At 67.8% G+C, this 21,606-nt stretch carries 18 protein-coding genes, 1 pseudogene and 1 riboswitch; of the genes and pseudogenes, 10 read left to right on the top strand and 9 right to left on the bottom strand.

Going from position 1 to position 21,606, the window contains the following annotated elements; translation table 11 throughout:
- The first annotated feature begins 21 nt into the window (after nt 1-21).
- A riboswitch (cobalamin riboswitch) is annotated at nt 22-164 on the top strand.
- Nucleotides 165-197: 33 nt separating this feature from the next.
- From F3J15_RS23900 to F3J15_RS23890, 3 genes and pseudogenes are all read left to right on the top strand, one after another.
- Nucleotides 198-407 carry a CbtB-domain containing protein gene (locus tag F3J15_RS23900; protein WP_006488502.1) on the top strand — a complete coding sequence of 70 codons (210 nt, stop codon included), beginning with the start codon at nt 198-200 and terminating at the stop codon, nt 405-407.
- 13 nt (nt 408-420) lie between these two features.
- Nucleotides 421-1,143, top strand: coding sequence for a CbtA family protein (locus F3J15_RS23895; protein ID WP_166894440.1), 723 nt, complete (start codon nt 421-423; stop codon nt 1,141-1,143).
- A gap of 92 nt (nt 1,144-1,235) precedes the next feature.
- Nucleotides 1,236-1,569 (top strand): annotated as a pseudogene (locus F3J15_RS23890) (5-methyltetrahydropteroyltriglutamate--homocysteine S-methyltransferase); the annotation flags it as partial.
- A 99-nt stretch (nt 1,570-1,668) separates the two neighbouring features.
- On the opposite strand, the gene F3J15_RS23885 reads toward F3J15_RS23890, so the two are convergent.
- Both F3J15_RS23885 and speB read right to left on the bottom strand, forming a co-directional pair.
- Complete coding sequence (locus F3J15_RS23885) at nt 1,669-2,994, bottom strand: MFS transporter (protein WP_166894439.1); 1,326 nt, start codon at nt 2,992-2,994, stop codon at nt 1,669-1,671.
- Nucleotides 2,995-3,048: 54 nt separating this feature from the next.
- Nucleotides 3,049-4,005 (bottom strand): agmatinase, encoded by a 957-nt coding sequence (gene speB, locus F3J15_RS23880; protein WP_011353980.1) that lies wholly within the window; start codon nt 4,003-4,005, stop codon nt 3,049-3,051.
- Nucleotides 4,006-4,143: 138 nt separating this feature from the next.
- Between speB and F3J15_RS23875 the strand changes: the two genes are divergently transcribed.
- A complete protein-coding gene (locus tag F3J15_RS23875; protein WP_166894436.1) occupies nt 4,144-5,055 on the top strand; it encodes a LysR family transcriptional regulator in 912 nt (303 codons plus the stop codon).
- Nucleotides 5,056-5,181: 126 nt separating this feature from the next.
- Here the strand turns inward: F3J15_RS23875 and F3J15_RS23870 are convergent, their stop codons facing one another.
- Nucleotides 5,182-5,646 (bottom strand): Lrp/AsnC family transcriptional regulator, encoded by a 465-nt coding sequence (locus tag F3J15_RS23870; protein ID WP_046549763.1) that lies wholly within the window; start codon nt 5,644-5,646, stop codon nt 5,182-5,184.
- 134 nt (nt 5,647-5,780) lie between these two features.
- Here F3J15_RS23870 and F3J15_RS23865 point away from each other — a divergent pair, with 134 nt between their 5' ends.
- The 3 genes from F3J15_RS23865 (at nt 5,781) to F3J15_RS23855 (ending at nt 10,001) form a co-directional block, all read left to right on the top strand.
- Nucleotides 5,781-6,407 (top strand): LysE family translocator, encoded by a 627-nt coding sequence (locus F3J15_RS23865; RefSeq protein ID WP_027790530.1) that lies wholly within the window; start codon nt 5,781-5,783, stop codon nt 6,405-6,407.
- Nucleotides 6,408-6,656: 249 nt separating this feature from the next.
- A complete protein-coding gene (locus F3J15_RS23860; protein WP_166894434.1) occupies nt 6,657-8,249 on the top strand; it encodes a S53 family peptidase in 1,593 nt (530 codons plus the stop codon).
- A gap of 75 nt (nt 8,250-8,324) precedes the next feature.
- On the top strand, nt 8,325-10,001 hold the full coding sequence (locus tag F3J15_RS23855) for a peptidase S1 (RefSeq protein ID WP_166894432.1): 1,677 nt from the start codon (nt 8,325-8,327) through the stop codon (nt 9,999-10,001).
- A 75-nt stretch (nt 10,002-10,076) separates the two neighbouring features.
- Here F3J15_RS23855 and nadE read toward each other — a convergent pair whose 3' ends face one another.
- The 3 genes from nadE to F3J15_RS23840 form a co-directional block, all read right to left on the bottom strand.
- Nucleotides 10,077-10,925 (bottom strand): ammonia-dependent NAD(+) synthetase, encoded by an 849-nt coding sequence (gene nadE, locus F3J15_RS23850; protein WP_089448345.1) that lies wholly within the window; start codon nt 10,923-10,925, stop codon nt 10,077-10,079.
- Nucleotides 10,926-11,167: 242 nt separating this feature from the next.
- Entirely contained in the window at nt 11,168-12,037 is an 870-nt protein-coding gene (locus tag F3J15_RS23845) for a DMT family transporter (protein ID WP_166894430.1), read from the bottom strand.
- 183 nt (nt 12,038-12,220) lie between these two features.
- On the bottom strand, nt 12,221-12,406 hold the full coding sequence (locus F3J15_RS23840) for a hypothetical protein (protein WP_006480515.1): 186 nt from the start codon (nt 12,404-12,406) through the stop codon (nt 12,221-12,223).
- Nucleotides 12,407-12,614: 208 nt separating this feature from the next.
- Between F3J15_RS23840 and F3J15_RS23835 the strand changes: the two genes are divergently transcribed.
- Both F3J15_RS23835 and F3J15_RS23830 read left to right on the top strand, forming a co-directional pair.
- Nucleotides 12,615-13,373: a DeoR/GlpR family DNA-binding transcription regulator gene (locus F3J15_RS23835; RefSeq protein ID WP_039339705.1), complete on the top strand. Its 759-nt coding sequence runs from the start codon at nt 12,615-12,617 to the stop codon at nt 13,371-13,373.
- Between the two features lie 394 nt (nt 13,374-13,767).
- Nucleotides 13,768-15,549, top strand: a complete 1,782-nt coding sequence (locus tag F3J15_RS23830; protein ID WP_166894428.1) for a phospholipase D-like domain-containing protein — start codon at nt 13,768-13,770, stop codon at nt 15,547-15,549.
- Between the two features lie 75 nt (nt 15,550-15,624).
- On the opposite strand, the gene F3J15_RS23825 is transcribed toward F3J15_RS23830, so the two are convergent.
- The 3 genes from F3J15_RS23825 to F3J15_RS23815 form a co-directional block, all read right to left on the bottom strand.
- Nucleotides 15,625-16,299, bottom strand: coding sequence for a TetR family transcriptional regulator (locus F3J15_RS23825; protein ID WP_069252503.1), 675 nt, complete (start codon nt 16,297-16,299; stop codon nt 15,625-15,627).
- A 116-nt stretch (nt 16,300-16,415) separates the two neighbouring features.
- Nucleotides 16,416-17,684, bottom strand: a complete 1,269-nt coding sequence (locus F3J15_RS23820; protein WP_166894426.1) for an FAD-binding oxidoreductase — start codon at nt 17,682-17,684, stop codon at nt 16,416-16,418.
- 177 nt (nt 17,685-17,861) lie between these two features.
- Nucleotides 17,862-19,346 (bottom strand): amino acid permease, encoded by a 1,485-nt coding sequence (locus tag F3J15_RS23815; RefSeq protein WP_231937923.1) that lies wholly within the window; start codon nt 19,344-19,346, stop codon nt 17,862-17,864.
- A gap of 690 nt (nt 19,347-20,036) precedes the next feature.
- Here F3J15_RS23815 and F3J15_RS23810 point away from each other — a divergent pair.
- Nucleotides 20,037-21,548, top strand: a complete 1,512-nt coding sequence (locus tag F3J15_RS23810) for an aldehyde dehydrogenase family protein (protein WP_166894424.1) — start codon at nt 20,037-20,039, stop codon at nt 21,546-21,548.
- Nucleotides 21,549-21,606: the final 58 nt, after the last annotated feature.

The following is a 21,606-nucleotide window of genomic DNA, read 5'->3' as shown; positions in this document are numbered from 1 at the left end:
GAGTGAATTCGATCACCTGCCGCCGCTTCAATACGCGAACGTTCGCGCGTACAATTCGCCCGATACGAAACGCGGAAGCCGGTGCAATCCCGGCGCGGTCGCGCCACTGTAACCGGTGATCGATGATCCCGGAAGCCAGACCTGCCTTCGTACCCATCCAACATTTGTCGGGGCGCGATTCCCCCTGAGGTGCATCCATGAGCGAAGCAGTGCTGAAGCCGGCGGTCGTGCCGGCACCCATCCCCGTCCGCGAACTGTTGCCGTGGGCCGTGTTCGTCGGCTTGATCCTGTTGCTCGCGCTGTATTTCGTCGGTGCGGAACAAGGTGCGACGTCGCTCGTGCCGGGCATGTATGTCCACGAGTTCGTCCACGACGGCCGCCATCTGCTCGGCTTCCCCTGCCACTGACGCGGAGTTCACGATGGTCGGAAAGCTGCTCATGCGCGGGATGCTCGCAGGCATCGCCGCAGGCCTCCTCACGTTCGGTTTCGCCAAAATCGTCGGCGAACCGCAAGTCGATCAGGCAATCTCCTTCGAAGAAAAAACCGAAGCCGCCCGAGGCGAAGCACCGGAACCCGAACTGGTCAGCCGCCACACGCAAGCCGGCCTCGGTCTGCTGACGGGCGTCGTGACCTACGGCGCGGCATTTGGCGGGCTGTTCTCGCTGGTCTTTGCGTATGCGTATGGCCGAGGCAGCCGTCTCCCGGCACGGCCGCTGGCTGCGTGGCTTGCGCTGGCGTCGTTCGTCGCGCTCGTGATCGTGCCGAACATCAAGTACCCGGCCAATCCGCCGTCGGTCGGAGACCCCGACACGATCGGCTATCGCACGGGGTTGTTCTTCCTGATGATCGCGATCTCGGTCGCGACGATGGTGTTCTCGGTCAGCGTGCGCCGCCATCTGCTGGCGAAGCTCGGGCAGTGGAACGCGTCGATCGTCGCCGGACTCGTGTTCGTCGCGATCATCGCGGCCGTGCAGATCGGGCTGCCGTCGGTCAGCGAGTTGCCGGCCGATTTCCCGGCGGCCTTGCTGTGGAAGTTCCGCGTGGCGGCCATCGGCATGCAGGTGATCATGTGGACGACGATCGGCCTGCTGTTCGGCGCATGGGTCGAGCGCGGCGAACGCATTGGCATGCGCGCCGCCTGACGCGCATCACCACGGAGCGCGCCTAGCGCAGCATGCGCGGCGCGCTCCACGTCGATTCGCGCGCCAGCGCGACGAACGCGGCCAGATAGTCGATCGACGAGGCCGCGCTGCGCGAAGGGCTGCCGCTGCGCCGCGCGCGGTGGGGCGAGTACCTGAAGTGGGCGGTCGAATCGTTCCGCATCACCGCGAACGGCGTGCAGGAATCCGAACGAAATCGGGCCGGGCGTGTACGACATTCATTCGCCGAACATCCCGACGCAGGCGCACATCGTCGGCCTGATGAAAAAGGCGGCTGAGCGGATTCCGGCGGAACGCCTGTGGGTGAACCCGGACTGCGGCCTGAAGACGCGCCAGTGGGTGGAAGTGATTCCGGCGCTGACGAACATGGTCGCCGCCGCGAAGACACTGCGCAACCAGGTGCACTGATCGGGGCGCGGTGCGGAAAACAGGAAGGGCGGCCAGACGGCCGCCCCCAGATGTACGAGCACCGGGCGGGCGAAGCCGCCGGCCCGGTGCGCATGTGCGTCAAGCCGTGCGTGCTGCGCGCGGCAACGTGTCGGCCGTTTTGCGGGGCACGCCCGCATCGTCGATGCTCACGCGGCGCGAGATCAGCCACACGCACAGCGACGACACGATTGCGGCGCTCGTGTACTGGAGCGCGAGCGGCCACCATTGCGGCGCGGTGTTCTGCGCGATGATGGTCGCGACGAGCGGCGTGAGGCCGCCGGCGAGCGCGCCGCACACCTGGTACGCGATCGAGATCGCCGTGTAGCGGATGCGCGCGACGAAGATGCCGCTGACGAAGCCCGCGACCACCGAGTAGTAGCCGGATTCCGCGAGCGTCGCGAGGCCGACGCCGACCGTGATCGACAGCGGCGTGCCCATGTGCACGAGCGGCAGCATGACGAACGGGACGATCGCGGCCCATGCGCCGGTGATCAGCAGCACGCGCGTGGTGCCGAAGCGCTGTGCGAGGAACGCGGCCGCGAGCTGCACGACGAACTGCAGCACGGCGACGATCGTCATGCAATGCAGCACCATCGACCGGTCGAGCGACAGGAACTGCGTCGCGTAGCTGATCATGAAGATGTTGCTGAAATACACGCCGGCGATGCCGTACACGTTCGCACCGATCGCGAGCAGCAGCAGCGGCCAGTACTTGAGCGCTTCGCGCAGCGGCTTTTGCGCGATGTTGCCGCTCTTCTTGACTTCCTCGAACTCGGGAGACTCGGACACGCTCGCGCGGATCACGAAGCCAACGATCAGCAGTACGGAACTTGCCAGGAACGGCACGCGCCAGCCCCAGCTCATCATGTCTTCCTTCGACAGCGTGCTGATCGCGCCGAACGCGAGCATCGACAGGATCAGGCCGCTCGCGCTGCCGAGCTGCGCGAACGACGCGAAGAACGTGCGCTTGCCTTCCGGCGCATGCTCGCCGGCGAGCAGCACCGCGCCGCCCCATTCACCGCCGACCGCGATGCCTTGCAGCACGCGCATCAGCACGAGCAGGATCGGTGCGATCACCCCGGCTTGCGCATGAGTCGGCAGCAGGCCGATCGCGACCGTCGACACGGCCATCAGCATCAGCGTCGCGAGCAGCGAGCGCTTGCGGCCGAAGCGGTCACCGAGGTAGCCGAACATCACGCCGCCGAGCGGCCGCGCGAAGAAACCGACCGCGAACGAGCCGAACGACGCGAGCAGGCTGATGAAGCGGTTTTCGCCGGGAAAGAACAGCGGCCCGAACACGATGGCGGCGGCGGTCGCGTAGCTATAGAAGTCGTACCACTCGATCGTGGTGCCGACGAACGATGCGAGCGCCGCCCGCTTCGGTTGCTTGACGGAAGTCCCCATCTTTATTTGTGCTCCTCTGAATCCTCTGATTTGGAATAGGTGGCGGCGCGGGGATCAGTCGCGGTACGCGACGCCCGGCAGCACGCACAGCAGCTCGTATGCGAGGTTCGCGCCGAGCAGCGCCGTGGTGCCGAACGGGTCGTACGGCGGCGCGACTTCGACGAGATCGCAGCCGACGATGTTCAACCCCTTCGCGCCGCGGATGATCTCGAGCGCCTGCGGCACCGTGAGGCCCGCGATTTCCGGCGTGCCGGTGCCCGGCGCGTAGGCCGGATCGATGCCGTCGATGTCGAAGCTGATGTAGACGGGCGTGTCGCCGACGCGCGCGCGCACTTCTTCCATCAGCGGGGCGAGCGACTTGTTCCAGCATTCCTCGGCCTGGACGACGCGGAAGCCCTGCTCGCGGCACCAGTCGAAATCCTCGGCGGCGTAACCCGTGCCGCGCAGGCCGATCTGCGTGACCTTGTCGCCGTGCAGCAGGCCTTCCTCGACCGCGCGGCGGAACGGCGTGCCGTGTGCGATCTTTTCACCCATCATCGTGTCGTTCACGTCGGCGTGGGCATCGACGTGGATCAATGCAACCTTGCCGTGCTTGCGGTGGATCGCGCGCAGGATCGGCAGCGCGATCGTATGGTCGCCGCCGAGCGTGATCGGCTTGCAGTCGTGCTCGAGGATCGCGTCGTATGCGGCTTCGATGCGCGCGATGGAATCGTGCAGGTTGTACGGATTGATCGCGACGTCGCCGATGTCGGCGATCTGCAGCGAATCGAACGGTGCCGCGCGCGTGGCCATGTTGTACGGGCGCAGCAGCACGGATTCGGTACGGATCTGGCGCGGGCCGAAGCGCGCGCCGGTGCGGTTGGAGGTGCCGAGATCGAACGGCACGCCGACGAAACAGGCGTCGAGGCCTTCGGCGCTCGCCACGTGCGGCAGGCGCATCATCGTCGCGATGCCGCCGCAGCGCGGCATTTCATTGCCGCCGAGCGGCTGGAAATGGGTGTGGTCGTTCATGGCTGTCTCTTCCGATGTGGGGTTGCCGTATCATGCGACGCGGCTTGACGCACAGTTTTACGCGCTCGGCCCGGAAAGAAGAATGCGAAGATATCGACGTAAACATCGATTTTCATCGATGTATGGAAGGGGATGAACGTGCTGGGGAATCTGTCGACCCTCGATCTGCGGTTGATCCGCGTGTTTCTCGCGGTCACGGACGCGGGTGGCGTCTCGGCCGCGCAGGCCGTGCTGAACGTCGGGCAGTCGACGATCAGCGCGCAGCTGTCGTCGCTCGAGACCCGGCTCGGCTACCGGCTCTGCGAGCGCGGCCGCAGCGGTTTCCGGCTCACGCCGAAGGGTGAGCGCTTCCACGCGATGAGCCGCAAGCTGCTCGCGGCGCTCGACGAATTCGGGATGGCCGCGCGGCACATGGACCGCCAGCTGGTCGGCACGCTGCACATCGGCCTGATTGGCCATACGCCGGTGAGCCAGAACGCGCGGATCGCCGAGGCGATCGCCGCGTTCCGCACCCGCGACGAGGCCGTGCGTTTCTCGATTTCCGTGCGCGCGCCGGGCGATCTCGAGGAGAAGCTGCTGAGCGACGAGATCCAGATCGCGGTCGGCTACTTCTGGCACCGCGTGCCGACGCTGCACTACACGCCGCTATTCATCGAGCGCCAGGTCGCGTACTGCGGGCGCGGCCATCCGCTGTTCGACGGCGCCGGCGCGTTGACGCCGGCCGACGTCGCGGGCTTCGAATGGGCGTGGCGCTCGTATCCGCTGCCCGAAGCGCAGATGTCGACGACGCCCGACCGCGTGACCGCGACCGCCGACAACATGGAGGCCGTCGCGCTGCTGATCCTGTCCGGCCACCACCTCGGCTATCTGCCACAGCACTTCGCGGCGCCGTACGTCGCGCAGGGGCTGCTCACGCCGCTCAATCCGGAGCAGCTGCGCTACGACGTGACGTTCCACATGGTCGTCGCGCGCAACGGGCGCGGCAATCCGCTCGTGGAAGCGTTTCTCGAGGATCTCGAACGCGCGCACCAGCCGCCCGACATCGTGTAGGCCGCCGGTATCCCCAATGTGGACGAGTGTTGCGGCAGCCTGCTCCGACGCGGCCCACATCGATCGGCGTCGAAGTGACGAACCGGGCGCCGGGTGCGGCTTGCGTGTGCCGCCCGCCCGCCGGCATCACGGCACCGGCAGCCCCGCGTCGTGCTTGACCTCGCGCAGCGACAGCGCCGATTCGATCGACGTCACGCCCGGCAGCATCCGCAGCGATTCGCGCAGGAACGTGCCGTAGTCGTCGAGGTCACGCGCCACGACCTGCAGCAGATAGTCGGCCGTACCCGCCACGTTGTGGCATGCCAGGATCCGCTCGATGCCGAGCACCTCCCGCTCGAAGCGGTCGGCGGTCTTGCGATCGTGCGTCGCGAACCGCACGAGAACGAATGCGACGACACCGAAGCCGAGTGCCTGGCGCGACAGCTGCGCGCGGTAGCGCTCGATGTAGCCGTCGTTTTCGAGGCGCTTCAGGCGCCGCGCGCAGGGCGTCTCGGAAAGACCCACGGAATCGGCGAGGCGGGCGATCGGCAGGCGGCCGTCGCGCTGCACCGCGGCGAGGATGGCACGGTCGGTTTTGTCGAGTTCGGTCATGTTGGCGGAATCCTTTTATGGATTTCGAGATTGTGGCGGATTCCCCTACGGATCGCCAATCCTGAACCAAAGATGGCCAATAATCCCTCGCCCTCTGGCGGCAACATATCGTCGTAAGAGGACAGGGGCAGACCATGATTTCCACGCATTTGCTGTTGATTTATCTCGCCGCGCTGGCGGCCATCTATGCCGTGCCGGGGCCGGACATGGCGCTGGTGCTGCAGACCAGCATCGGCCGCGGCGTGCGGCCGGGGATGGCGGCGGCGGCCGGCCTGTCGCTCGCGCGCACCGCGCACGTGACGCTGTCCGCCTGCGGCGTCGCGGCGCTGATTCGCAGCGCGCCGTGGCTGTACGAAGTGATCCGTTACGGCGGCGCGCTCTATCTCGCCTATGTCGCGATCCAGGTGTTCCGTTCGCCCGTGTTCGCGCTCGGCGACGGCGATGCGGCGGCGACGGCGGGCGAGCTGCGCCAGTCGTTCGTGAAGGGCTTGCTCACCAACCTGCTGAACCCGAAGGCGCTGCTGTTCTGCTCGGTGCTGCTGCCGCAGTTCGTGCGCCCCGAGGCCGGGCCGGTCGTGTTGCAGATGTTCGAGCTGGGCGCGCTGCTGGTGGCGGCCGGCGTGTGCTTCGACCTCGCGTGCGTGTTCGGCGCGTCGCGGATCGCCGCGTGGATGCGCGCGCATCCGCTCGCGCAGACGGTGCAGCGCTGGACGTTTTCCGCGGCGCTGATCGGCTTCGCGCTGCGCCTGTCGATGGACTGAGTGCCGATGCGGTGTCGCGCCGCCGCGGGTCGCGCGGCGCATCGCCGCACCCGAGGCAGGCCGCGCGCAACGCCGGCCCGCGCGTGCGCCCCGTCGCGGAAGGGCATGCGCGCAAATCGTCTGACTGTTCTAAACTCCCTGTTACTTCGCGCTGCGCGAAACCCGACCGACCGAACGGAACCGTCTCCCGCCGGCCCTGTCCGATTGCCTGGTTGTTCCGTGCAACGCGGTACCAAGGAGGGTCTGAACATGGCAAGGCATCTTCACGCCGACCGTGAACCCCGAATCGTCGCCGAGTCCAAGTGCCTCGGCCCGTGCGATCCGGCAGAACGCATCCACGTCACGATCATGTTGCGGCGGCAGGAAGAAGGGCAACTCGATACGCTGCTTCACCAGCTCGCCACCGGCGACGCGCAAGCGAAACCGGTGTCGCGCGCAACCTTCGCACAACGCTTTTCCGCCAATCCCGACGATATTCGCAAGGCCGAGGACTTCGCGCATCGTCATCAGCTGACGGTCGATCGTGTCGATCCGGTCGAAAGCGTCGTGGTGGTGTCCGGCACGATCCAGCAGTTCGAAGCCGCGTTCAGCGTCAAGCTCGAGCGCTTCGAGCACAAGTCGATCGGCCAGTATCGCGGCCGCTCCGGCCCGATCGCGCTGCCCGACGAGCTCGGCGATGCCGTCACGGCCGTGCTCGGCCTCGACAGCCGTCCGCAGGCGCGGCCGCACTTCCGGCTGCGGCCGCCGTTCAGGCCCGCGCGCGGCGGTGCGGCGGCCGTCACGTTCACCCCGATCCAGCTGGCATCGCTGTACGGCTTCCCGGCCGGCGACGGCGCCGGGCAATGCATCGCGATCATCGAGCTCGGCGGCGGCTACCGCGCGGCCGATATCCAGCAGTATTTCCGCGGGCTCGGCATCACGACGCCGCCGACGCTCGTCGACGTGAACGTCGGCACCGGCCGCAACACGCCGACCGGCGACCCGAGCGGCCCGGACGGCGAAGTCGCGCTCGACATCGAGATCGCCGGCGCGATCGCGCCGGCCGCGAAGATTGCCGTCTACTTCGCGCCGAACAGCGACGCGGGCTTCATCCAGGCCGTCAACGCGGCCGTCAGCGACACGACCAACAAGCCGTCGGTGATCTCGATCAGTTGGGGCGGCCCGGAAGCGATCTGGCAGGCGCAGTCCGCGCAGGCGTTCAACCGCGTGCTGCAGGCGGCGGCCGCACAGGGCATCACGGTGTGCGCGGCATCGGGCGACAGCGGTTCGGGCGACGGGCTGCAGGACGGCGCCGATCATGTCGACTTCCCCGCATCGAGCCCGTACGTGCTCGGCTGCGGCGGCACGCAGCTCGACGCGTTGCCCGGGCAGGGCATCCGCAGCGAGGTCACGTGGAACGACGAGGCGGCCGGCGGCGGCGCGGGCGGGGGCGGCGTCAGCACGCTGTTCGACCTGCCGTCGTGGCAGCAGGGGCTGAAGCTCACGCGCGCCGACGGCAGCAGCACACCGCTCGCGAAGCGCGGCGTGCCGGATGTGGCGGGCGATGCATCGCCGCAGACGGGCTACGAAGTGTCGATCGCGGGCACGGCCACGGTGATGGGCGGCACGAGCGCGGTCGCGCCGCTGTGGGCCGCGCTGATTGCACGGATCAATGCGACGGCCGGTGCGACTGCCGGCTGGGTCAATCCGGTGCTCTACAAGAATCCGGGTGCGCTGCGCGACATCACGCAAGGATCGAACGGTACGTACGCGGCCGCGCAGGGCTGGGATGCGTGCACGGGCCTCGGCAGCCCGAACGGCGCGCAGCTCGCCGCGATCCTGACGCGCAAGCCGTCGAGCTGACGGCCGCGGGACACGTCTTTCCGTATGGCGCGGGCTTCCTGTCCGCGCCTTTTTCTCACCTCCAGGAGCAGCACGATGGGCATCGATTCCGCATCTTCCGGCGGCGTGTATCCGCTGCATCACGGCGACCACAACTCGCATGGCGTGCCGCCGACCATCAACCCGGTCGCGCTGAGCCACGGGCGTGACCAGCCGTTCTTCGATCCGGTCGCGTACGGCAACGGCCCCGACGACTCGGTGACCGACACGACCGAGGCGGCCGCGATCACGCATCACACGATCCTGATCGACGGGAAGCACATCGCGTACACGGCGACGGCCGGTCATCTCGTGACGGTCGACCCGAGCAGTTCGCAGCCGGCCGCGAAGCTCTTCTACGTCGCGTTCACGGCCGACGGCGCAAAGGAAGAAACGCGGCCCGTGACGTTCTTCTATAACGGCGGGCCGGGCTCGTCGTCGGTATTCGTGCTGCTGGGCTCGTTCGCGCCGAAGCGCATCAAGACGTCGATGCCGGGGTTCACGCCGCCCGCGCCGTATCAGATGGAAGACAACCCGGACAGCATGATCGACCACAGCGACCTGGTGTTCATCAACCCGGTCGGCACCGGCTATTCGGCGGCCGTCGCGCCGAACAAGAATCGCGACTTCTGGGGCGTCGACCAGGATGCGAATTCGCTGAAGCAGTTCATCAAGCGCTACCTGACGAAGAACAACCGCTGGAATTCGCCGAAATACCTGTTCGGCGAATCGTACGGCACCGCGCGCAGCTGCGTGCTCGCGTACAAACTGCACGAGGACGGCGTCGACCTGAACGGCATCACGCTGCAGTCGTCGATCCTCGACTACCGGCAGGCCGGCAACCCGGTCGGCGCGCTGCCGACCGCGGCGGCCGATGCGTGGTATCACAAGAAACTCGGCGTCACGCCGGCGCCGACCGATCTCGGCGCGTTCGTCGAGGAAGTCGCGCAGTTCGCGCGCACCGACTACCTGACCGCATTGCGCAACGTGCCGCATGCCGACCCGGCCGCCGTGAAGAAGCTGTCGCAATACACGGGCATCGACACGGCGACGCTGCAGACGTGGGGGCTCGACATTGCGGGTTACAACGCGCGCGGCAATTCGCTGTTCCTGACGACGTTGCTGCAGGCGCAGGGGCTGGCGCTCGGTTCGTACGACGGCCGCGTGACCGGGATCTCGTCGGGGATCGCCGGCAAGATCGACCCGAACTCCGGCGGCAACGATCCGACGATGACGGCGGTGACGGGCGTCTATACGGCGATGTGGAACAGCTACCTGAACGAGCAGTTGAAGTTCACGTCGAGTTCCGCGTTCACCGACCTGAACGACCAGGCGTTCCAGAACTGGGATTTCCACCACACCGACCCGACCGGCGCGCAGCAGGGCATCGATGCGCAGGGGAACGTGATCCTCTATACGGCCGGCGATCTCGCGGCGGTAATGGCGTTGAACGTCGACCTGAAGGTGTTGTCGGCGAACGGCCTCTACGATTTCGTCACGCCGTTCTACCAGACCGTGATCGACCTGCAGCAGATGCCGCTCGAGGATCAGAAGGTGCGGCAGAACCTGTCCGCGCGTTTCTATCCGTCGGGGCACATGGTGTATCTCGACGGCGGCTCGCGCACCGCGCTCAAGCGCGACCTCGCGGCGATGTACGACGCAACGGTCAGCGATACGGGTGCGCGGATGCGGATTCGTGCGCTGCAGGCGACGAAGACGGGCGGGCACGCGTAGCGGTGCCCGTCGGGGGGACGCCGCGCGCAGCCGTGACGGTGCGCGCGGCGTTATTTTTCGGCGTGGGCGGCCGGCTTATGCCGTCGGCCAGTCGAACATCGTGTACGGCAGCGCGCGCTTGTGGCGCGACGCGTCGTAGAAGCGCAGCACCGTTTCGTACACACGATCGGCGACGGGCTTGCCTTCAAGGAAATCGTCGATCTCGTCGTAGGTGACGCCGTACGCGTGCTCGTCGGGGCGCAGCGGGCGCAGTTCCTCGAGATCGGCCGTCGGCACCTTCATCACGATCAGTTCGTCGCCGCCGAGCGCACGGGCCACCGCGCGCACGCGACGCTTGTTCAGCCCCGCGAGCGGCAGGATGTCCGCGCCGCCGTCACCGAACTTCGTGAAGAAACCCATCAGCGACTCGGCCGCGTGATCGGTGCCGATCACGATGCCGCGCCGCGCGCCGGCCACCGCGTATTGCGCGATCATGCGCTCGCGCGCCTTGACGTTGCCGTGCACGAAGTCCTGCTGGGCCGGCGTCTCGAACGCATGGCCGGACGCGACCAGCGCGCCGAGCATCGCGTCGGCGGCCGGCTTCACGTTGACGGTCAGTTCCTCGTCCGCGCGGACGAACGCGAGCGCGCGCTGTGCATCGGCTTCGTCGTTCTGCACGCCGTTCGGCAAGCGCATGGCGATGAAGCGGGCGTCGTAGCCGCCGGCGCGCAGCTTTTCGACCGACAGCTGTGCGAGCCGGCCGGCCGTCGACGAATCGACGCCGCCACTGATGCCGAGCACGTAGGTCCGCAGGCCGGTCGAACGAAGGTATTGCGCGAGGAACTCGACGCGGCGGGCGATTTCGGCCTCGGCGTCGAAGTGCGGGGCGACGTTCAGTTCGGCAATGATCGCGCGTTGGCGGCTGGCGTAATCGGCGGATGTCATGAAAGGAGTTCCGGAACGAAATCAAGGCGCCCATCATAAGCGCAATCGCGCCGCGGTGCCGCGCCGGGCGTGCGTTTCGGCGATTTCGCGTTGCTTCGGCGAGACGGGCCGCCTCACCGTGGTGCACGGTGCGCCGGGCGGGTGCAACGATGCCGCGTAACGGGCGTTCGCGCGGCCGGTATTCGATGCACGTGGCGGCCGGCATGCATGCACCCGAGCGACCGCACACACGGGCGGCCGCGTCAGTGCCGCGCGAGCACGACCCCCACCAGCGCGAGCGCGAAGCCGGCGAGCTGGATCGCCGCGAGCGTTTCGCCGAACAGCCAGTAGCCCTGTAGTGCCGCCAGCGGCGGCGCGAGGAACAGCAGCGACGTTGCGTGTGCGGCATTGCCGCGCCGCAGCATCCACATCAGCATCGTGACCGCGCCGCCGGACAGGAACACGACGCCCCACACGAGCGACACCCACAGCGCCGGCGCGCCGATCCAGCGCGTCTCGTGCAGCAGCGCGACGAAGACGGCCGCGACGATGGCCGCACCGAGGTTCTGGATGGTAACCGCCGTGCGCAGGTCGCTCTGCGCGAGCTTGCCTTTCTGGTACAGCGACCCGGCGGTGATCGACCCGACCGCGAGCACCGAGACGGCGACGACGAGCCACGCCGGCGCGGCGCCCGGCGGCGGCGCGACGCCGCCCGCGACCTTCGGCGCCAGCACGAGCGCGACGCCGGCGAGGCCGAGCGCCATCCCGAACCAGCCGCGCGCCGGCAGGCGCTCGTTGAACAGCGGGACGGCGAGCACGGCGGTGGCGAGCGGCTGCAGTGCGCCAAGCAGCGCCATGACGCCGGCGTTCAGCCCTTGCGCGACGGCCCAGTAGCTCGCGCCGAGATAGACGCCCTGCAGCAGCGCGCCCGCGATCAGGTGGCGCGGCCATTTGCGGCGGGCGGGCCACGGCGCGCGGGAAACGAGCGCCACCACGCCGAACAGCGCGGCCGTGCCGGCGAAACGCGCGAGCAGGAACAGGTTGGGATCGGCGTAGGGCTTGATTGCCCGCGCAACGATGAAGCCGGTGGACCAGAGGGCGACGAAAGCGGCGGCGACGAGCGAGGTCAGCATGCGTGGCGGGCCGCGACGCGGCCGGACAGAATCGTGAAGTCGGCCAGTATCGGGGAAAGCGCTGCGGGCGTCTTGTCGAATCCTGCACTCATGCTGCGTGCCGCGCATGCGGCCGCCGGTGCCGGAAGAAGGCGGGGCGCCGCCCCGGGATGCGGAGCGGGCGAGCGTGAAGAGCCGCGGAGATCAGTCGATCGAGAACGTGTCGAGCGGCTGGTTGGCGCGTGCGTCGGTCGCGAAGCGCGCGGCGAGCTGTTCGTAGAGCCGGCGGGCCTCGTCGAGCGTCAGGTCGATCCAGTACGGATCGCCGGCCGCGTCGTTGAGACGTTCGGGCGGAAACTGGATTTCGATCACACTGCCTTTGCGATACATGGCGCGAGCCCCTTTGCTTGGTCTGTCGTTCGGCGAAGCGCAAAGTGTAGCAACCGGCGCCGCGCCGATTCGCGCGCGTCAGGCAATACAGAATTTCGCTTTCGTGAAACGCGGCCCGGCGGGTTTCCCGGCGCAGTCAAATGCCCGTCAAACGGCCGTAATACAATGGGCGGCTTACCCATTACCAGTCGCCTCGGGCGCACACGCGATGCTGGCGGAACAACGTCATCAATTCATCCTGTCGGAACTCGGACGGTCGGGCGCATTGTCGGTCGCGGAACTCGTCCGCTCGCTCGACGTGTCGCGCGAGACCGTGCGGCGCGACCTGAACGCTCTGGCCGCACGCGGCCTGCTCGTGATGACGCACGGCGGCGCGCTGGCCGCGGATCGCCGCGAGCCGAGCCTGTCCGAGCGCGAAGCCGCGAACGCGGAGGCGAAGCGCACGATCGGGCGGCGCGCCGCGGAGTTCGTGCCCGACGATGCATCCGTGCTGATCGATTCGGGCAGCACGCCGCATGCGGTTGCGCTCGCGCTCGCCGACCGGCACCGGCTGTCGATCTACACGAACGACTGGCGCACCGCGTTCGTGCTCGCGCGGCGCAACGGCAATCGCGTGACGCTGCTCGGCGGCGAGCTGTCCGACGACGAGGACGCCACCTTCGGGCTCGACACGATCCAGCAGCTTGCGCAGTACCACGTCGATTTCGCGTTCGTCGGCGCCGGCGGCATCACGCCCGACGGCGAATGCACCGATTACTCGCGGCTCGCCGCCGAGGTGCGCAGCCGAATGATCGCGGCGGCCGGCACCGCGATGATCGTCGCCGACCATTCGAAATTCGGCCGCGTGACGCCGGTGCGGATCAACGGCACCGCCGCGGCCCGCTATCTCGTGACCGAACGCGCGCCCGACAAGGCCGTGCGCCGCGCGCTGACCGCACGCGGCATCGAACTGCTCGTGTGCGACTGACGCGCGTCCGACATACAAGGTTCATCGAACCGTCATTCGCAGGGAAGATCCGCCGTCAAGACTGACCCATTCACCAAGGGCCTGTTCACGCTAATAACGGGCTTGCGAACGTGCCTTGCCGGCTGCAGTGCAAGAAGCAAGGAGCGCCGTTTGGCCGAGCCAAACAAGCGACGCGCGACGCCGCAATGCGGCCGGCAAGGCACGTTCCCCTGTTTGGAAAAAATCGTTCGTGGGGCTGGCCCCCAGAAGGGCCGATCGCCGCGTCATGCTCCTCGTGAATACGTCGAGTATTCGCTTCGTCGCAATCCTTGCGCTCGGCCCTTCTGGGGGCCAGCGCAAGCCCGTTATTAGCGTGAACAGGCCCTAGACCGGCCGCCAGGCCAGGGAGCAACGAATGACCGTCAGCGTGCGCAGCTATCTTTCCCCCACCCTGGTCCTGCTGGCCTTCGACTGGCCCGACGCGGCGTCGAGGTCCGATTTCCTCGGCTTCGCGATCCGGCGCACGCCGGGCTTCTGGTCGGCCGACGGCAAGACGCGCGCGCCGAACAGCTGGCTGCCGAACCGCCTGACGTTCGATGGCCCGGCCGCCCACACGCAGGGCGATGCGCCGACCGACCAGGCGCCGATCCAGAAATTCATGTGGTGGGATGCACGCATCGATCCGCAGGATCGCGGTGCGGCGTTCCGCTACGACGTCTATCCCGTCGTCGGCACGCCGGCGAACCTGCAGGTGCTCGACGCGCAAGCCGGCGTGTGCGACGTCGTGCTGCCCGCGCACATCGAGGACGGCATCGGCACGTGGTTCAACCGTGCGGTGGTCAGCTCGCAGGCCTTCGCGAAGCAGGTGGCGGCACTGGGCCTCGCGCCGAATGCGGCGCCGAGCGCCGCGCAGGCGCTGAAGCTGCGCACGTGGCTCGCGAACGACATGGAGCAGGTGTTCGCGGAGATGCTCGACCCGGCGTCGCGCGCGGCGTCGGCCGTCTATCACCTGACCGACACGCTGTGGGCGCTGCCCGCGTTCGAAGCGTTCGGGCGCACGCACGGCGAAGCGTCGCTCGCGATCGTCTACGACGCGCACACGACGGCGCGCAAGGGCAAGCCGCCGCTGCCGTCGCCGAACCAGCCGGCCGTCGATGCGCTGCAGGGTCTCGCGACGCTCGCGCCGCGCGACAAGACGCACATCATGCACGACAAGTTCATCGTGACCGATGCGTCGTCGAATGCGGTGCCTTCGCGCGTGCTGACCGGTTCCGCGAACTTCACGACCGAAGGGCTCACGGAGCAGGCGAACGTGCTGCACGCGTTCGACTCGCCCGCGCTCGCCGCGCTGTACAACGATCGTGCGCATGCGCTGGCCGGGAATCCCTCGATCGCGGAGACGGCGCGGCTGTCGCCGGGCTGGTCGGAACCGGTGACGATCGGCAGCGCGCAGGTGCGGCTCGCGTTTTCGCCGGAGCCGGCGGGGCAGCGCACCGAAATCGACACGATTGTCGCCGCGATCGCGGCCGCGAAGCATTCGGTGTCGTTCTGCCTGTTCATGCCGACCGACGCGGCGCTGCGCGACGCGTGCTTCGCGGCCGGCGACCGCGGGCTGATGATGTTCGGGCTGGTGAACAAGATCAACGTCGGCAGCGCGACGAAGGCCGATGCCGAGCAGCAGGCCGGCCAGACGCTCGATGCCGCGACGCTCGCGAACCTCGAGCTGTATCACCGCAGCCGCGACAACCACGACGTGATCGATGCCCAGTATTTCTCGCCGGCCACCGTGCCGCCGGGTTTCGAGCCCGAACTGCGCCTCTTTCCGGGTGAACCGGCGCCGGCTTTTCCGCCCGTCGTGATCCATCACAAGTTCATCGTGATCGATGCGGAGGGGGCGAATCCGGTCGTCTATACGGGCTCGGCGAACATGAGCCGCAATTCCGAGCAGTACAACGACGAGAACCTGCTCGAGATCCGCGACCAACGGATCGCGGCGATCTATCTCGCGGAATTCCTGCGGCTGTACGAGCACTATCGCGCGCGGGCACTGGCGATCAACGCGAAGCAGCACGGCACGGGCGCGCATGCGCGGCTCGCGCTTGCGCCCGATTCGAGCTGGGCGAAGAAGTATTACGTGGCGGGAAGCCCGGAAGAGAAGGCGCGGATCGCACTGGCGTCGACCGCGCCGACGGATTGACCCACGAGAGAACGACGGGCGCGGATGTCGCGCGCCCGGCTTGAATCTGGCCGGGAAACCGGCTGACGCCGCCGCTTATGCGGCGACGTAGCGCAGCACGGCGTCGGCGATCGTGTCGCGGTGCCGCACGCGCAGGCGCGGCGCCGACGGATCGCGGCCGAATGCGGCGCCGAACGTGTAGCGGTTCGACACGCGGTGGAAGCAGAACGAGCTGATCAGCAGGTGCAGGTCGAACGCGTCGATGTCCTTGCGGAACGCGCCGCTCGCCGCGCCGCGCTCGACCAGTTCCTCGAGCGTCTTGATGATGCTGACGTTGCGGTTCTTGAACGACTTGAGCTGTTCGAGATACTTCGCGCCGTGGATGTTCTCGATCGACACGAGGCGAACGAAGTCGCGATGCTTGTCGTGATAGTCGAACGTGAATTCGACGAGGCGGCGCATGCCCTCGCGCGGCTCCATGTCGCCGACGTGCAGTTCCTGCTCGAGTGCGCGGATGTCGCCGTACACCTTCTCCAGCACGGCCTCGTACAAGCCTTCCTTGCTTTCGAAGTAGTAGTAGAGCATGCGCTTCGTCGTGTTCGTGCGCTCGGCGATGGCATCGACGCGCGCACCGGCGAGGCCCATCGCGGAGAATTCCTGCGTGGCGACGTCGAGGATGTTGCGCTTGGTTTGCTCGGGATCGTATTTGCGCCGCGCATCGGACGGAAGCGCGCGGGTGTCGGACGTGGCGGCCTTGCTTCCTGCTTTCATGTGAATTTATTGTGGCTTCGGCGGCTTGGAAAAGCCATTCTAACATGTGGGAAATCCCCGCCCGGCCGACCTTCCGCTCTAATCGGCAGGGCGGTTTCAGCCGCCGTGGCCGCCGCTCAGCGGCGGCAGGACGCGAGCGCGTCGCGGGCCTGGTACGCCGTATACGTGAGCTGCGCGGCGGCGAGGCCCGCCAGGCCGAACGTGCGCGTGAGCCCGAACGCGTTGAAGCCTTCCGGCACCGGCCGGCCTTCGGCCAGCGCGGCCGCGAGCGCTTCGCCGGCCACCGTGGTCGGCGCCATCCCGTGGCCGCCGAACGCGATCGCGTGCCACACGCCGTCCGCGTCGCGGCCGATCTGCGGCATCTTGTGCCGCGCATAGCTCATCAGCCCGCCCCACGCGTAGTCGACCTTCACGCCCTCCAGTTGCGGATAGACGCGCAGCAGGTCGCGCCGCAGCAGGCGCGCGATCGCGTCGGGGCCGCGGTCGAGCACGGAGATCCGGCCACCCCACAGGATGCGCGTGTCCTTCAGCGGGCGGTAATAGTCGAACGCGAAACGCGTGTCGTAGATCGCGTACGGTGCGTCGATCGCGTCCGGCAGGCGTGCGCCGAGCGGTTCGGTCGCGATCACGTAGGTCGCGATCGGCAGCACCGCGCGCTCGATGCGCGGCGACACGCCGCGCGCATAGCCGCCACCGGCGAACACGACGTCCTTCGCGCGCACCGTGCCCTGCGCCGTGCGCACGACGTACCCGGCGCCTTCGCGCGCGATGCCGAGCGCGGCCGAGCGTTCGTACACGCGTGCGCCGCCGTGCGAGGCGGCCGCCGCGACGCCGAGCACGTACTTGAGCGGATGGAAGTGGAACGCGTTCGGCTCGAACAGGCCGCCGTAGTAGCGTTGCGTCTTCAGCCGCTTGCGCAGCGCGTCCGTCGAAACGGGTTCCCAGTCGACGCCGAGTTCGTCCTTCATCAGCGTGCGCACGCTGTCGAGGCGGGAAGGATCGTCGAACCAGTTCGCGAGCATCACGCCCTGGTCGACGATGTCGCAGTCGATCCCGTAGCGTGCAATGCGCGCGCGGATCAGGTCGACCGCATCGACGGTGAGCCGGTACAGCCGGCGCCCTTCGTTGCGGCCGAGCGTGCGCAGCAGGTCGGCGTTGTCGAGGCTGTAACCGCCGAAGACGAAGCCGCCGTTGCGGCCCGATGCGCCGAAGCCGACCCGTTCGCTGTCGAGCACGACGACGTCATGCACGCCGCGCTCGACGAGGCCGAGCGCCGTGCACAGGCCGGCGAGGCCACCGCCGACGATGCAGACCTGCGTGTCGATCGTGCCGGTCAGTTGCGGGTAGGGCTGGCGGGTAACGGTGGCTTCGTAGAAGTTCTGCATGCGATTTCGTTGACTCGTAACGGCGGAAAAACAGGCGGCGCGCGTCGATCTTGCCTGAACGTGCGCGCCGCGTCGAATGGGGCGGTGTCGGGGCGCCGGCCGCCGTGCTCGCGTGGCGGCCGGTGCGATCCGGGTTGATCCGGGTTGATCCGGGCCGATCCGGGCCGATCCGCGCGATCAGGCGCCCGGCGTCGGGTTGGCCGGACGGGCGACGTAGCCTGCATAGCCGGCTTCAGCCTGCGGCGCGGGTTCGGGCGTCGCGTTGCGTTCGATCCAGGGAGCGATCTCCATGTCTTCGTAGCGCACGAGACGGCATTTACGCACGATCGCGTAGCCGAGCCAGATCGCGAGGAAGAACGGCAGGCCGATGTAGGTCGCGGCGACGCCGACCCAGTCGATCTTGTCGGAGAGGAACGCCTGGTAATCCTGGCCGAGCGCGATCACCGCGCACAGCGCGAACGCGAACAGCGGACCGAACGGGAACCACTTCGACCGGTACGGCAACTGGTCGAGCCGGTAGCCCTGCTTCAGGAAGCCCTTGCGGAAGCGGTAGTGGCTGACCGCGATGCCGAGCCACGTGATGAAGCCGGCCATGCCCGACGTGTTCAGCAGCCACAGGTACACGGTCTTGTCGCCGTACAGCGACGTGAGGAAGCACAAGGCGCCGACGGCCGTCGTCGCATATAGCGCGTTGCGCGGCACGCCGCCGCGCGACAGCTTCGCGAAGATCTTCGGCGCACGGCCTTCGACCGCGAGGTTGTAGAGCATCCGCGTCGACGCATACATGCCCGAGTTGCCGGCCGACAGCACGGCCGTCAGGATCACCGCGTTCATCACGCCGGCGGCGAATGCGAGGCCCGCGTGGCGGAACACGAGCGTGAACGGGCTCACGCCGATGTCGGTCACGTCGCTCTTCAGCAGGCTCGGGTCGGTGTAGGGAATCAGCACGCCGATCACGAAGATGGCCAGCACGTAGAACAGCAGGATGCGCCAGAAGATCTGGCTCACCGCGCGGGGGATCGTCGTGCGCGGGTTTTCCGATTCGCCGGCCGCGACGCCGATCATTTCGGTGCCCTGGAACGAGAAGCCCGCGATCATCGCGACGCCGAGCATCGTCGCCCAGCCGCCGGCGAACGGCGCGTCGCCGATCGTGAAGTTGCCCCAGCCCGCGCTCGGGCCGCCCTGCATGATCCCGAAGATCATCAGCAGGCCTACGCCGACGAACGCGAGCACCGTCAGCACCTTGATCAGCGCGAACCAGTATTCGGCTTCGCCGAAGCCGCGCACCGACAGCGCGTTGAGCGCGAAGATCAGCGTGAGGAACAGCGCGCTCCACCAGACGCCCGGCACGTGCGGGAACCAGTAGTTCATCACGAGCTGCCCGGCGACGAGCTCCACCGCCAATGTCACGGCCCAGCTGTACCAGTAGTTCCAGCCGAGTGCGAAGCCGAAGCCTTCGTCGACGAACTTCGCGCCGTAGGTCGCGAACGAGCCCGACACCGGCATGAACGCGGCCATTTCGCCGAGGCTCGTCATCAGGAAATAGACCATCAGGCCGATCACCATGTACGCGAGCATGGCGCCGCCGGGGCCGGCCTGCGAAATCGACGCGCCGGACGCGACGAACAGGCCCGTGCCGATCGAGCCGCCGATCGCGATCATCCGCAGATGGCGTGCCTGCAGCGCACGGTGGAGGGACGGCTTCGCGGGCGGCGAGCCGGAAGGGCGGGGCGAATCGGGGCGGGCGTCTGAATGCATGGCGGGCGCTGGGCGCTGTCTCCGGGATTGTTTTTCGGTGACGAAGCGCGACGCGTTGCCGGCCGCGGGCCGGGCAGCGGTGATGCGGTGCTGAAACGGACCGGATGAACCGGGCCGCGATGCGTGTCGCCTTCGTCTGTCGTCCGGCAGCCGTGATGGCGGCCGGCGGCGCGCCGGGTGCGGTGCACCCCGACGTCGCCACGATTGTGTGTGCCCGGTGCGCGGGCGGCAAACGATATTTCCGAATATGGTGATGCGGGAATGTCATCAACTTGCGCCGTGCCGCGATGCGTCCGATGGCCCCGCCGCGGGCTTTGGAAACGTCCCATGTCGGCGTCAATCCACGTCCGGTCGATCCGTCGAGGTATTGCGTTTTCGGAATGAAGTCGTGAGTTAATATCAATAGCGGGCCGACTTGTGGCCACCGACAATGTGTTTCATGGATCGCGCCCTGCGAGGCGGGGCCGCGCCGGACGGCGCACCGGGCCTGCCGCGCGGCGCATCCGCTTGCACAGGGCGCGCGAACGCGCTCCAATCGAATCACGCGGGCGGCGCTGCCGCCGCACCGATCAATCTGTCCCTGAAGAGGAAGTGATGCAATTCAACGACATTCTTGCCGCGCTCGACATCGATCTCGCCCAGTGGAAAGGCAATGCGCTGACCGCGCGTTCGCCGCTCGACGGCGCGACGCTCGCGACGCTGGCTGTCGACACGCCCGCCGACGCCGAGCGCAAGATCGACGCCGCGCACGACGCATTCCTCAAGTGGCGCACGGTGCCGGCGCCGGTGCGCGGCGAACTCGTGCGCGTGTTCGGCAACGTGCTGCGCGAGCACAAGGCCGAGCTTGGCCGCCTCGTCACGCTCGAAGCCGGCAAGATCACGTCGGAAGGCCTCGGCGAAGTGCAGGAAATGATCGACATCTGCGATTTCGCGGTCGGTCTGTCGCGCCAGCTTTACGGCCTCACGATCGCCTCGGAGCGCCCGGGCCACCGGATGATGGAAACGTGGCACCCGATCGGCGTGTGCGGCGTGATCTCGGCGTTCAACTTCCCGGTCGCCGTGTGGGCGTGGAACGCCGCGCTCGCATTCGTGTGCGGCGATTCGGTCGTGTGGAAGCCGTCCGAGAAGACGCCGCTGACCGCGATCGCATGCCACGTGCTGCTGCAGAAGGCGATCCGCGAATTCGAGAAGACCCACGCGGGTGTCGCGCCGGCGGAACTGAGCCAGCTGGTGCTCGGCATGCGCGATGTCGGCGAGGTGCTGACGGCATCGAAGAAGGTGCCGGTCGTGAGCGCGACGGGCAGCGTGCGGATGGGCCAGGAAGTCGCGAAGGTGCTGAGCCAGCGTCTCGCGCGCGGCATCCTCGAACTCGGCGGCAACAACGGGATGATCGTTGCACCGAGCGCCGATCTGGATCTCGTGGTGCGCGCGGTCACGTTCGCGGCGGTCGGCACGGCTGGCCAGCGCTGCACGACGCTGCGCCGCCTGATCGTGCATCGCAGCCTGGTCGAGCAGCTGCTGCCGCGTATCGAGAAGGCCTACGCATCGGTGAAGGTCGGCAACCCGCTTGAAGAAGGCACGCTGGTCGGTCCGCTGGTCGATCGCGCGTCGTTCGATGCGATGCAGAAGGCGCTGGGCGATGCACGCGAGCAGGGCGGCGAAGTGAAGGGCGGCGAGCGCGTCGATGTCGGTCACGCGGATGCGTACTACGTGCGTCCGGCCATCGTGCGGATGCCGAAGCAATCGGCGGTGGTCGAGCGCGAAACGTTCGCACCGATCCTGTACGTGATGGTCTACGACAACTTCGACGACGCGATCGAACTGCACAACGCGGTGCCGCAAGGCCTGTCGTCGGCGATCTTCACGAACGACATGCGCGAGGCCGAGCAGTTCATGTCGGCAGCGGGCAGCGACTGCGGTATCGTCAACGTGAACATCGGCACGAGCGGCGCGGAGATCGGCGGCGCGTTCGGTGGCGAGAAGGAAACGGGCGGCGGCCGCGAGTCGGGTTCGGATGCATGGAAGGCCTACATGCGCCGCGCGACGAACACGATCAACTACAGCCGTCAGCTGCCGCTGGCGCAGGGCGTGAAGTTCGACGTTTGATGCGGGGCGCCCGGATGGGCGCTGCGCAGGCGTAGAAAGGGCCGGCTGCCGCGTTGCG

The organism is Burkholderia sp. Ap-955 (genome assembly GCF_011753045.1).
Lineage (GTDB): Bacteria > Pseudomonadota > Gammaproteobacteria > Burkholderiales > Burkholderiaceae > Burkholderia > Burkholderia lata_D.
The sequence above is the reverse complement of the archived record's forward strand: the minus strand, read 5'-3'. Positions and strand labels throughout refer to the sequence as shown.